The organism is Kushneria sp. EE4, from assembly GCF_977968315.1.
Map to the genome: position 1 here is coordinate 2,673,192 of NZ_OZ386212.1, position 12,581 is coordinate 2,685,772.

At 63.1% G+C, this 12,581-nt stretch carries 12 protein-coding genes; 8 read left to right on the forward strand and 4 right to left on the reverse strand.

Annotation, left to right across the window (positions count from 1 at the left end; translation table 11 throughout):
- Nucleotides 1-57 precede the first annotated feature (57 nt).
- On the forward strand, nucleotides 58-813 hold the full coding sequence (locus ACXMYO_RS12145; protein WP_457808919.1) for an alpha/beta hydrolase: 756 nt from the start codon (nucleotides 58-60) through the stop codon (nucleotides 811-813).
- Nucleotides 814-906: 93 nt separating this feature from the next.
- Here ACXMYO_RS12145 and ACXMYO_RS12150 read toward each other — a convergent pair whose 3' ends face one another.
- A complete protein-coding gene (locus ACXMYO_RS12150) occupies nucleotides 907-1,044 on the reverse strand; it encodes a hypothetical protein (RefSeq protein ID WP_457808920.1) in 138 nt (45 codons plus the stop codon).
- A gap of 645 nt (nucleotides 1,045-1,689) precedes the next feature.
- Here ACXMYO_RS12150 and ACXMYO_RS12155 point away from each other — a divergent pair.
- A complete protein-coding gene (locus ACXMYO_RS12155) occupies nucleotides 1,690-2,976 on the forward strand; it encodes an exopolysaccharide biosynthesis polyprenyl glycosylphosphotransferase (protein ID WP_438764998.1) in 1,287 nt (428 codons plus the stop codon).
- Nucleotides 2,977-3,093: 117 nt separating this feature from the next.
- Here the strand turns inward: ACXMYO_RS12155 and ACXMYO_RS12160 are convergent, their stop codons facing one another.
- The 3 genes from ACXMYO_RS12160 to ACXMYO_RS12170 form a co-directional block, all read right to left on the reverse strand.
- Nucleotides 3,094-4,602 carry a tripartite tricarboxylate transporter permease gene (locus tag ACXMYO_RS12160; RefSeq protein ID WP_438764999.1) on the reverse strand — a complete coding sequence of 503 codons (1,509 nt, stop codon included), beginning with the start codon at nucleotides 4,600-4,602 and terminating at the stop codon, nucleotides 3,094-3,096.
- 3 nt (nucleotides 4,603-4,605) lie between these two features.
- Entirely contained in the window at nucleotides 4,606-5,064 is a 459-nt protein-coding gene (locus tag ACXMYO_RS12165) for a tripartite tricarboxylate transporter TctB family protein (RefSeq protein WP_438765000.1), read from the reverse strand.
- 66 nt (nucleotides 5,065-5,130) lie between these two features.
- Complete coding sequence (locus tag ACXMYO_RS12170; protein ID WP_438765002.1) at nucleotides 5,131-6,141, reverse strand: tripartite tricarboxylate transporter substrate-binding protein; 1,011 nt, start codon at nucleotides 6,139-6,141, stop codon at nucleotides 5,131-5,133.
- 258 nt (nucleotides 6,142-6,399) lie between these two features.
- On the opposite strand from ACXMYO_RS12170, the gene ACXMYO_RS12175 reads away from it, so the two are divergent.
- From ACXMYO_RS12175 to ACXMYO_RS12200, 6 genes are all read left to right on the forward strand, one after another.
- Nucleotides 6,400-7,092, forward strand: a complete 693-nt coding sequence (locus ACXMYO_RS12175; RefSeq protein ID WP_438765004.1) for a response regulator — start codon at nucleotides 6,400-6,402, stop codon at nucleotides 7,090-7,092.
- On the forward strand, nucleotides 7,089-8,534 hold the full coding sequence (locus ACXMYO_RS12180) for a sensor histidine kinase N-terminal domain-containing protein (protein ID WP_438765005.1): 1,446 nt from the start codon (nucleotides 7,089-7,091) through the stop codon (nucleotides 8,532-8,534). The genes ACXMYO_RS12175 and ACXMYO_RS12180 overlap by 4 nt, the downstream gene beginning before the upstream one ends.
- A 93-nt stretch (nucleotides 8,535-8,627) precedes the next feature.
- Complete coding sequence (locus tag ACXMYO_RS12185) at nucleotides 8,628-9,671, forward strand: substrate-binding domain-containing protein (RefSeq protein WP_438765006.1); 1,044 nt, start codon at nucleotides 8,628-8,630, stop codon at nucleotides 9,669-9,671.
- On the forward strand, nucleotides 9,668-10,666 hold the full coding sequence (locus ACXMYO_RS12190; RefSeq protein WP_438765008.1) for a TRAP transporter substrate-binding protein: 999 nt from the start codon (nucleotides 9,668-9,670) through the stop codon (nucleotides 10,664-10,666). Before ACXMYO_RS12185 ends, ACXMYO_RS12190 begins: the two co-directional genes overlap by 4 nt.
- 11 nt (nucleotides 10,667-10,677) lie before the next feature.
- On the forward strand, nucleotides 10,678-11,274 hold the full coding sequence (locus tag ACXMYO_RS12195) for a TRAP transporter small permease subunit (protein ID WP_438765009.1): 597 nt from the start codon (nucleotides 10,678-10,680) through the stop codon (nucleotides 11,272-11,274).
- Nucleotides 11,271-12,578, forward strand: a complete 1,308-nt coding sequence (locus ACXMYO_RS12200) for a TRAP transporter large permease (RefSeq protein ID WP_115855191.1) — start codon at nucleotides 11,271-11,273, stop codon at nucleotides 12,576-12,578. The genes ACXMYO_RS12195 and ACXMYO_RS12200 overlap by 4 nt, the downstream gene beginning before the upstream one ends.
- The last annotated feature ends 3 nt before the right edge of the window (nucleotides 12,579-12,581 follow it).

Sequence of the window (12,581 nt, forward strand, 5' to 3'; positions counted from 1 at the left end):
CGCTGATTTCGGGTGAGCATGGCGCACAACGATGTCCTTTCAAACCGGGAGCCTTCGATGGCCTTTCTGACCTGCCGCTTTGCCTCGCAGATACTGGATGTGACGCTCTCGCTCAGCGCGATCGTGCCCGAACACGCCAGTGCCCCGTCGCCGGTGCTCTATCTGCTCCACGGGCTTTCCGACGACGACAGCGCCTGGCAGCGCTTTAGTGCCATCGAGCGTTACGCCGAAAACTACGGGCTTACCGTGATCATGCCGCAGGTGGGGCGAAGCTATTACACCGACATGGCCTTTGGCCCGGCCTGGTATCGTTTTCTGAGTGAGGAGCTGCCCCTCATCAGCGAGCGGCTCTTTCCCATCTCGACACGCCGGGAGGAGACGTTTGTCGCGGGGCTATCGATGGGCGGCTATGGCGCCTTCAAGTGGGCACTGCGCGAGCCCGAGCGCTTTGCCGCAGCGGCCAGCCTTTCCGGGTCGCTGGATATCGTGGCGGTGGGCCAGCGCGATACGCCGCCGCCGGAGTACCCGCTGATCTTTGATCAGACGCCCAGCGGCACCGACGACGACCTCTTTGCCCTGCTGGCGCGCTATCAAACGCCGCAGCCCTGTCAGCCGGCGCTGTTCCAGTGGTGCGGGCGGGAAGATTTTCTTTATCCGGACAATCTGCGCTTCAAGGAAGCCGCACAGCACAGCGCACTTGCGCTGGACTGGCATGACGGACCGGGTGATCATCAGTGGCGCTACTGGGACCGCCAGATCCAGCGCGTGCTCAAATGGCTGCCGATCGACCGGCCCGCCCTTCGGGCTTGCTGAGCACGCTTCCCTGAGCCCGTTTTAATAACACGACACCCGGCGCGTGGCCGGGTGTCGATGGGGTCTACCGAGCGGGCAGATGACCGCAGACGTCTACTGGTGCTGGGGCTCATCTTCTGCAATGGCTGCACTTTCCATGAAGTGACCGCTGTTGGCTGAAACGCCCATGGCGGAAAAAACGGCAAGGACAGCCAGTGTGGTCACTACAAGATAAACAATTAAAATTCCCATGACGTTACTCCCTGGTCGCGATAGTCACGCTATTTGATGATGGCCGGGCCGCCTTTTATTGGCTGTTATTATCAAGAGGCCATGCAACGAAGCCATTGTTTTTATATTCAAGGGCCGGTAAGGACATCTCTGAAATCAGCAATCTGACATTTAACAAGTATTATAAATATCGTCCGAAATTCAGCCCGCGTCATACAATCGACACATTCATCATGCCTGACATCTACCGAGAGCGAGATTATCCGAAAGTCTATTTAAAGTAACATCATGTAAGACCCGTGAGTCGTCCTAAAACCCCCGTATGGCGCGGCATGAAGACGGTTTTGAACGTGGTATCGAAAGACTGTCAGCCAATAACGCCTCTCATCAGACAGTCTGCTTCCGGGCGAGCAGCAATCGTCAGACTTCCAATTTAGTTACATCTAATACCCAACCCCCGTTTCAGCACTTTAAAAAACCATCATTCTCACCGTATTTATCAATGCACAATATTGCATAGAGAATCCTGTCAAATAAAACGATATTACTTTCCACACCCAGGTAAAGTATTGCCGTCGGCGCCGATATCTACATCGGCCTGTCGCCGTCCGATATTTTTGAAAAACCATTACCAATCAATAAAAGATACTCTTTCAGGGACAGGTCATGGAAATGACAACACGACCGGTACGGGGCAATCACCGGCACTCGCTGTGGTATGAGCGCATTCTCTTGAGCTTTCGGGTTCATTATCTTTTCGGGCTGGTGCTGACCTCCCTGCTGCCGGCACTGTGGGGCTGGGGCTGGCTGAACTCCACGCTTGAAATCAGCAGCACCAACATCACGGTGCTGGCCAGTGCCATCGCCTATATGGTGGCGTTTCGTACGGTGCATCAGCTCTCCCGCCACCCGGGCACCGACCCCTGCACGTATGTTCTTGCGGCGGTGACGGCCGTTTACCTGCTTATACTGATGGTGCTGGAACTGCTGGCCATTCCTTTCCATCTGACGCAGCTTTTGATGTCGGGCGCGCTCGCCCTGCTGTGCGGCTGGGTGGGGTATCGGGTAGGGCGACGCTATCGCCGTCGCAAAATGGCGCTGGTGCCGCTGGGCAACATCGAAAAGTGGTTCGGCCATCAGGACATCGATCAGCGCTGGCTGAGCGGCCCGGACCTTGAAAACCTGCGCGTCGACGGTGTGATCGTGGATCTTTCCTGCGATCTGAGCGACGAATGGCAGCGCTTTCTGGCCGACTGCACCATCAAGCGTATTCCGGTCTACGATGCACGCCGCTTTGGCGAGGCCAGCACCGGGCGCATCGGGCTCGATCAGATCCATGGCAATCGCTACGGCTCCCTGATGCCCAGAACCGGCTATGAACTGCTCAAGCGCCTGGCCGATATCGCCGCGGTGCTTTTGATGCTGCCGGCGGCGCTGCCGCTGATGGGCGTGGCCGCGATCATGATCAAGCGCGACGACCCGGGCCCGATCCTGTTTCGCCAGCGCCGTTCAGGCTTTCAGGGCGAGGAGTTCGACGTCTACAAGATGCGCAGCATGTACGTGAACCCTGACGATGTTCGTCCCACTCAGGAAGGCGAAGACCCGCGCATCACCAAGGTCGGCAAGTATTTGCGCAAGTACCGTATCGATGAGCTGCCGCAGCTTTTCAACGTACTCAAGGGCGAGATGAGCCTGATCGGCCCGCGCCCGGAGACCCCGGCACTGACCGAGGCCTATGAGCGCGATATCCCGTTCTTTCGCTATCGCCACGTGGTTCGCCCCGGTATTTCGGGCTGGGCACAGGTCGAGCAGGGCTACGCCTCCGAAGTCGAAGGCTCGCGCACCAAGCTTGAATACGACTTCTACTACATCCGCAACTTCTCGTTCTGGATGGACCTGCTGGTCGTGATTCGCACCATCCGTACCATCTTCACCGGCTCCGGGGCGCGCTGATCGCATCGATCAACTCGGCAACCAACCAATTCTGCAACCCACCGTTCCGGCATGAAAAGGCCCGCCATTGGCGGGCCTTTTGTTTTGGCAATGACCACCCGTCAGGGTGTTACGACATCACGGATTGCCCGGCAGCGCCGTACGACGCCGACGCCAGCCGCGATACATCGGCAGCACCAGCATCAGTACCACCAGCGCCCAGCCGCCCCAGGTGATCGGGCTCGACCACAGAATCGAGAGCTCGCCGTTGGAGATCGACAGCGCCCGACGCAGGTTCTGCTCCATGATCCCGCCCAGGATAAAGCCCAGCAGCACGGCAGAGAGCGGAAAGTCGAACTTGCGCAGGATGTAGCCCACCACGCCGATCACGATCATCAGAAACAGATCGAAGGTGGTGGCATGCACGCCGTAGACACCGATGGCGGTGACGATCGCGATCCCCGGCACCAGCGCCCAGTAGGGCACGGCCAGAATCTTGGTGAACACGCGAATCAGCGGAATGTTCATCACCACCAGCATGACGTTGGCAATGAACAGCGAGGCGATCAGCCCCCACACCAGCTGCGGGTCGGTCTGAAACAGCATCGGCCCGGGCGTGATGTTGTAAAGGGTCAGCGCCCCCAGCATCACCGCCGTGGTGCCCGACCCCGGCACACCCAGGGTGAGCATCGGCACCATCGAGCCACAGGCCGCGGCGCTGTTGGCGGTTTCCGGTGCGGCCAGCCCGCGCAGGTCACCGTTGCCGAAGCGGTTGTCCTTCGTGGCCATGCGCTTTTCACTCATGTAGGCCACGGCACTGGCCATGGTCGCCCCGGCGCCCGGCAAAATGCCCATGAAAAAGCCCACCACGCCGCTGCGCAGTACTGTCCACTTGACCAGCATCGCCTCTTTCATGTTGAACATCATGCGACCGCTGGTCTTGAGCGCGCTCTGGCCGTAATAGGTGCGCTCGAGCAGCACCAGAATCTCGCTGATGCTGAAAAGCCCGAGCACCAGCACCACAAACTGAATGCCGTCGGCAAGACCGAGGCTGCCGAAGGTGAAGCGATAAACGCCGCTGTTGGCATCGATCCCCACACAGGCCAGCAGCAGCCCGATCAGCGAGGCCACGGCGGTTTTCATCGGCTTGTTGCCGGCCATGCCCGCCAGACAGGTAATGGCAAAGACCATCATCACGAAGTATTCGGCCGGGCCGAACGCCACCGCCCACTTCGCCAGCAGTGGGGCAAAGATGGTCACGCCGATGGTCGCGATCAGCCCGCCGGTAAAGGAACCGGCCGCCGAGATCGACAGCGCAATGCCGCCCTTGCCCTGTCGCGCCAGCGGGTGCCCGTCCAGCGCGGTCATGACCGCCGAGGCCTCACCGGGAATGTTCAAAAGAATCGACGAGATGCGTCCGCCGTACTCACAGCCCAGATAGACCGCCGCCAGCAGGATCAGCGAGGTCTCCGGTGGCAGGCCCAGCGCAAAGGCGATCGGAATCAAAAGCGCCACGCCGTTGATCGGCCCCAGCCCCGGCAAAAGCCCCACCACGGTGCCGATCAGCGTGCCGCACAGGGCCGTGAACAGATTCAGCGGCGTGGTCGCCACGCCAAACCCCTGGCCCAGATAACCCAGTGTTTCCATGGTTCAGACTCCCAGTCCTGACAGCACGCCCAGCGGCAGCGGCACGTCCAGCACTCGATCAAACAGCATGTAAAAGGTCACCGACATGACAGCGCCCGTGATGACACTGGTCACCCAGCCGCCGTTGTAGAGCCGGCACATGGCGATGGCGAAGAGAAAGGCCGAGACGATAAAGCCGAGTTTTTCGAAGAAAAACGCAAACAGCGCCAGCGCCAGCACACACAGCACCAGCCGGCCAAGCACCTGACCGGTCAGGGGCGTGTCGGCGTTTTCCTCGGCCATCTGCCCGGGGCGAATCATCAGATAGACCGTGCCGGCCGCCAGCAGGATCAACAGCAGCAGCGGGAAGGCGCGCGGCCCGACAGGCTCGTAGGAAAAGGGCGCTTCATAGGTGGTCGCGGCGTAGGCCAGCACTGCGTAGACGACCAGCAGTGCCACCAGAAAGAGTCGTTGGTAGATCATGGCAGGCTCCGGACGAACGGCCAGCAGCGCAGGGGCCCCAAAAGCGCCCCTGCACCGGTATCGAAGTTACTGGATCAGACCGAACTGACCGGCCAGCTCGCGGTACTCACCGACGCGTTTGGTGACGTAGTCGTTGAGCTCATCACCGGTCATGGAGAAGGGGTAGAGTTCACGGCTTTCGCGCAGCTGGGCGAAGTCCTCGGAGGCCAGCAGCTTGTCGAAGGCGTCCTTCCACCAGTTGTAGGCCTCATCGCTGACTTCCGGTCCGACGTAGAAGCCGCGAATGACCGGCCACTGCACGTCGTAGCCCTGCTCGATGGCGGTGGGGATCTCCCCGGTCACGTCACCCGGCAAACGTTCTTCGGAGAACACCGCCAGAATGCGCATGTCGCCGCTTTCAACGTGGGGCACCGAGTCGGCGATATCGGTACTGGCGACCTGGATATGCCCGCCCAGAAGGGAAGTGGCCAGCTCGCCGCCGCCTTCCATCGCGACATAGCGCATCTTCTGCGGATCGATGCCGGCGGCCTTGGCCAGCAGTGCGGTCTGCATCCAGTCCTGACCGCCCACCGAACCACCGGCGCCGATCACGACCTTGCTGGGGTCCTTGCGCAGCGCCTGAACCAGATCATCCAGATTTTTGTAGGGAGAATCCGCCCGCACGGCCACGGCGCCATAGCTGGTGCCCACGGCGGCCAGCCAGCGCACCGCACTTTCATCGAAGCGGCCGAACTTGCCCTGGGAGAGGTTCAACAGCGACCCGCTCGACCAGGCAACGATGGCGTTGGCATCCGACGGCCGCTGGGCGACGACCGTGTTGTAGGCCACTGCGCCGACGCCGCCGGGCATGTAGGTGACACGCATCGGCGAGGAGAGAATGTTTTCCTGCACCAGCGCGCTCTGCGCCAGCTTGCAGGTCAGGTCAAAACCGCCGCCGGGCGCCGCCGGGGCGATACACTCCGGCCGCCGGGGCTCTTCCGCGGCCATGGCCTGAAGACTTGCGCCCAGACTCAGCGTGCCTATCAGAGCCAGCGCTGCCATGCGGCCCTTGCCGGCAATGCGTCGTGTCATTGTCATGTCGGATGTTCCTCACGTCGGCCCGGCGAGCTGCCCGGCGCTGTTATTGTGTGGTCTGCAAGTGTTGTGTGGCCTGCAAAGTCCCGAACGCTGACGGCGTCGCAGCGCGTCATGGTTGCTGCGTTGGTCACCGACTGTTCGCCGTGCATACTGTCCCGGCGGCCCTCACCCGGGGCCGACACGGCACCGATGGGTGCGGGCTTCGCCTGCTGGCACGATAGTCCGGCAGGCTTTCAGCAACCTTTCACGGGAGCGGCAATGCGTACGCTATTGGTCGAAGACCACCCTTCGCTGGCAGACAGTATCCGGCGCTCGCTGGAGGACGCCGGCTGGCGGGTGGACGTCATGCATGACGGGCTCTCGGCGCGCACGGCGCTGGAGACCGAAAGCTACGCCCTGCTGCTTCTGGATATCGGCCTGCCGGAGATGGATGGCTTTACGCTTTTGAGCTGGCTGCGCAAGCGCGACACGCGCCTGCCGGTGATGCTTCTGACCGCCCGCGGCAGCATCAACGACCGGGTGAAGGGGCTCAACCTGGGCGCGGATGACTATCTGATCAAGCCCTTCTCGCTGTCTGAACTTCAGGCACGCATCAACGCCCTGATCCGCCGCACCCGCCACGACGGCCAGCAGATCCATCGCTGCGGCGCACTGGCCTTTGATCTCGGCGCGCGCAGCTTCGCCCTGCAGGACCAGCCGCTGACCCTGCCCCCGCGGGAGCTGGCGCTTTTAGAGGCCCTGATGGCGCGCGTCGGGCGCACGGTCAGCAAGGAGCATCTGGCCGCGCAGATGTTCTCGATGGAAGAGGACAGCTCGTTCGAGGCCATCGAGGTCTATGTCTCACGGCTGCGGCGCAAGCTGGAGGGCAGCGACGTGCGCATCGTCACCTTTCGCGGTCTGGGCTATCAGCTTGAAGCCCAGACCCTTGATGCCCCGGGCCCTGTGGCGTGAAGGCCAGCCTTTCGCCGCGCAGCCTGCGCGGGCGCCTGACCCGGCGCATCGGCGCGGCACTTCTGCTGCTGATCGGCATCGGCGTGGGTGGCGCCTGGCTGGATGCCTGGCGGGTGGCGAGCAGCGCCTACGACCGACCGCTTTTGATCGCCGCCCGGGTGCTGGGCGAGTCGCTGACCGTCCGGGAGGGCCAGCTGCAGGCGAGGATCTCGCGCGCCGTGCTCGACCCGTTTTCGCTCGACAGCGGCGGCAGCGCCTTTTATCAGGTCATCACCCCTGAGCAGGGCTCGATCGCGGGCTTTGATGACCTGCCCGCCCCGCCGGTCTCGAGTGAGATGACCAGCCGCTATCCGTCGCTGGCGCGCTTTTATGACGCCACCTACGGCGGGCGCGATGTGCGCGTGGTCTCCTTGCTGGTGCCGGTCAGCCAGCCGGGCTATCAGGGCATGGTCGAGGTGCGGGTGGCCGAGCATCGCGACATTCATGCTCAGCTGATGCGCGAGCTGCTGGCAGATTCGCTGATGCGCCTGACGCTGTTTGCCATCGGCGCCTTTTTGCTTTTCATGCTGGCCATCGATGCGGCCCTGCGCCCGCTCCGGCGCATCACCGACATGGTGGCCAGCCGCTCGCCGGACAATCTCGAACCGCTGCCGACCGACAACGTCCAGCGCGAGGTGCGCGGGCTGATCGATGCCATCAACCACCTCACCGAGCGCCTGGATGACACCCTGCGCGCCCAGCGCACCTTTGTGGCCGATGCCGCCCACGAGCTTCGAACGCCCCTGTTTGCCCTGCGTGCCCGGCTGGAGCTGGGCACGCAGACGCAGGAGACCGACGCGCTGCGCGAAACACTTGAAAGCGCCCAGCGCGATCTGGAAGCGCTGACGCTTTTGGCCAATCGGCTGCTCTCGCTGGCGCGGGTGGAAAACGATATCCGCCGGCGCGACTTCGCCGTGCTGGATCTAAGCGACACGGCGCGGGATTTCTGCATGAGCATGGTATCGCTGGCCTGGCAGCGCGGCCTGACGCTGGCGCTCGAGGCGCCGCAGCCGGTAAGCGTTCACGCCGACAGCGCCTTGATCAACGAACTGCTGGCGATCCTGATCGGCAACGCCCAGGCCTATACCCCCGCCGGCGGCCACATTACGGTGCGCGTGCTGACCGGGGCCGTCATCGAGGTCGAGGATGACGGCCCCGGTATTCCCGAAGCCGAGCGCGAGCGGGTCTTCGAGCGCTTCTACCGGGCCCGCCGAGAGGCGCCGCCGACCGAGGAGGCCGACCGCGCCATCAGCGGCACCGGCCTGGGCCTGGCGATCGCCCGTCAGATTTGTACAGCGCTGGGCGCGAGCATCTCTCTGCATGAAGCCCCGGACGGCGGCACACTGGCCCGCGTGACGTTTGCCCCCGACGCCGCCCGGCTCGCTCCTGGACCGAGGTCGTAGCACTAAAGCGCAATAGGCGTCGCCCATGATGCAGCGCTAGCCTGTCGGACGTATTTGGATCGATCCAAAACGCTCACTCGGCAGGACACTCCCATGCCCCCATCAGGCAAGCCCGTCACACTCAAGGATCTGGCCGCGCACGCCGGCGTGTCGCGCTCGACCGTCTCGCTGGTGCTTCAGGAGAGCCCGCTGGTGGCCAAAAGTACCCGCGAGCGGGTGATGGCCGCCGTCAGGACGCTGGGCTATGTCTACAACCGCGGCGCCGCCACCCTGCGCAGCGCCCGCACCCATACCATCGGTGTGGTGGTGCACGACATCGCCAACCCCTTTTTCGGCGCCATGGTGGCCGGCATCGACGAGACCCTTCAAAACGCCGACTACGTCTCGTTTCTGGCCAGCACCGGTGACAGCCCCGAGCGCCAGCAGCGCCTGATCAATCGCCTGCGCGAGCAGCGCATCGATGCCCTGCTGCTGTGTCCGGCAGACAACACCCCCGACACGCTGATCGACACCATTACCGGCTGGGCCCTGCCCTGTATCGAGGTGATGCGCCATGTGGGTGACACGCCCCGCGGCCACTACGTCGGCGCCGACATCCATACCGGGCTGACCCGCGCCGTGGCGCATCTCATCGATCGCGGCCATGAGCGCATCGCGCTGTTGACCGGGACCGGCCACAGCTCCGCGGACCGCCAGCGCATCGCAGGCTATCAACAGGCCATGCAGGCGGCCGGGCGCACCCCCGACATCCGCACCGGCCGCAATGAACTGACCCGACGTGCCGGGCTTGAGCGCACGCTCGAGATCATGGCTGAGCTGACCCCGCCCACGGCACTGATCTGTCACAACGACCTGATGGCGCTGGGCGCCCTGCTGGCCCTGCACCGCTTGGGTCTTGCCCCCGGCATCGACTGCGCCGTCATCGGTATCGATGACAGCGACGAGGCCGCACTCAGCGAGCCGTCGCTGAGCAGTCTCGCCACGCATCCCCATGCCATCGGCCAGAAGGCCGCCGGGCTGGCACTCGACTGCCTCAAGGTCCCGGATGGCGCGCCGCAGCGCCTTGTTCTGGACACCTCTCTCCGGGTGCGCGCCAGCACCGACCCCACGCACCACCGTTTACGGGAGCCATCATGATGTCCTGCCGATTCTTTTTTCACCGCCGCACCGCGCTGCTGGCGGCCATCGCCTGTCTGGGGCTGACGGTGCTGGCGTCACAGGCCTGCGCCCGTGAGCTGATATTTGCCCACGGCGCCACCGAGGAGACGGCCTATCACGCCAGCGCCGAGCGCTTCGGCGAGCTTTTAAAGGACAAAAGCGACGGCGCGCTGACCATCAATATCTACAGCAACTCGGTGCTGGGCCACGAAACCGAGATGTTCGAGCAGCAGACCGCCGGGGCGCTGGATTTCTCGATCGTCAATCCCGGGCTGATCTCGGAGTTTTCCCACACCGCCAGCATCTTCTCGATCCCGTTTCTCTACCGCGATATCGACCACTGGGCGCACGTGCTCGACGGCGAGGCCGGCCGCGAGATTGCCCGGCGCATCGAGGACGAAACCGGCGTGAAAGTGCTGGCCTACTACGGCGGCAGTACCCGCCAGATCGTCAGTACCCGGCCGCTGGAAAGCCTTGATGACCTGAAGGGCATGAAGCTTCGCACCAACCCGACCCGCCCGGTCGTGACCGCCTGGGCGGCGCTGGGCACCCGGCCCACGGTACTGGCGTATCAGGAGATCTATACCGGGCTGCAGCTCGGCGCCATCGACGGGCTGCTCAACGAAGCGGAGTGGATTTATCGCATGCGCTTTCACGAAGTGGCATCGCACATCGGACTTTCAGAGCACGACATCACCGTGCGTTTGCTGACCGTCTCGGCGCAGACCTGGGAGTCGCTGTCCCCCGAGGAGCAGCGCGCGGTGCAGGCGGCAGCCAGCGAGAGCGAGCAGTACGCCCGCGATTTGCAGATTCGTCTGGACCGGGAGTCCCGGGAAAAGCTCAAGGCGGAAGGCGCGACGTTCTACCCGATGGACCGCGAGCGCATGCAGGCGATGGTGGCCGAACCGCTGGGTGAGGTGATCGACGACATGGATCTGCGCGATGTTTACAACCTGATCATCCACACCGACTGAGGAGACGCGCCATGGGATTCATCGCGGCCCTGGGCCGATTCAACCGCGCCATAGAGCGAGCGCTCAACGTCGTGCTGTTGCTCTTGCTGGCGGGCTTTATCCTGCTGATTCTCTATCAGATCGCCAGCCGCAATCTGGGCGTTTTGCCCACGGTTCATGCCACCGAGGAGCTCAGCCGCTTCGCCTTTCAATGGATGATCATGCTGGGCACAGCGATCGGGGTGCTGCACGCCGATCACTTCGTGCTGGAAGCCTTTGCCCGCCACACGTGGATGGGCCGGCTGACGCGAGTGCTGCGCGATCTGGCCTGTCTCAGCGTGGGCGTCATCTTCATCGTGTTTGGCCAGGCGTTTGCCGCCTCCGGCTTTAACCGGATCGCCAGCGCCTCCCAGCTGCCGATGGTCGTGACCTATTCGGCGTTTCTGGTCTGCGGCGTGCTGATCGTGCTGTTCAGTCTGCAGCGGCTGCTGCTCGGCGCCACTCAGGGGCTGGACGTCATGGAGGGCGAGCTCGACACCCCCTCGAACATCGACGAGACGGCCCCGCCCACCGCCGACATCGACACCCCACCCACTGCCCGCAACGACCCACAGGAGAAACGTTCATGATGACGGGTGATCTGCTGTTTCTGCTGCCCTGGCTTTTGTTCGTGCTGCTGGGTGTACTGATCGTGCTGGGCGTGCCCATTGCGATGGCGCTGGTGCTGACCTCGTTCAGCGTGATCGTGCTCGACCCGCGTCTGACGCCCTGGATTTTGTTCCAGCGCATGTACTACGGCATGGATTCGTTTGTGCTGCTGGCCGTGCCGCTGTTTCTGCTGGCCGGCAATCTGATGAACGCCGCGCGCATCACCGACCGATTGATCACGCTGTGTCTCAATCTGGTCGGGCACTTCAAGGGGGCGCTGGCGCATGTCAACGTGCTGGTCAGCATGCTCTTTGCCGGCGTCTCGGGCTCCTCGACCGCCGACAGCGCCGGTATCGGGACGGTGCTGATTCCGGCGATGAAAAAGGAGGGCTATCCGGCGCACTTCAGCGTGGCGGTGACGGCCGCCTCGTCCGTCATGGGCATCATCATTCCGCCATCGATCAACATGATCGTCTGGGGCGCACTGACCAGCACCTCGATTGCCGGACTCTTTCTGGGCGGCATCATTCCCGGGATTTTGATCGCCATCACGCAGCTTTTAATGAACCTGGGCTACGTGCGCCGCTACGACGTACCCACCCGCAAGCGCGCCACGTTCAAAGAGATCCTGCATTCCGGCAAGGACGGTCTGCTGGCCGCCGGCATCCCGGTTTTGATCATCGGCGGCATTACGCTGGGCATCATGACGCCGACCGAGGCGGCAGTAATGGCGGTACTCTATGCGCTGTTGCTGGGCTTTGTGGTCTATCGCGAGCTGAACTTCAAAAGCGTGCTGGACGCCTCGACCGATACCGTCCGACTCTGCTCACTGTCGCTGTTCAGCCTGGTGGGCGCGGCGATCTTTGGCTATCTGATCAGTTTTTATCGCATTCCGCCGCAGCTGATGGTGGGTGTGGAGATCACCGACCCGACCGTACTGCTGGTGGTGATTGCAGTGGTCATGCTGCTGGTCGGCACCTTCATGGACTCGCTGCCGGCGATGGCGATTCTGGCGCCCATCTTTCAGCCGCTGGCCGCCCAGGCCGGCATCGACCCGCTACAGTTCGGCGTGATCAGCGTCATGGCGCTCGGCCTTGGGCTGATCACGCCGCCCTACGGGCTGTGTCTGATGATCTCGGCGCGCATCGGCGGCATTCCGCTGTTGCAGGCACTCGGCACCACCATGCTCTATCTGCTGGTCATGCTGGGCGTGATCGCGCTGTTGATCTTCTTCCCCGACCTGATCCTGTATCTGCCGCAGACCTTCGGCCCCGACAGCGGCTGAGCC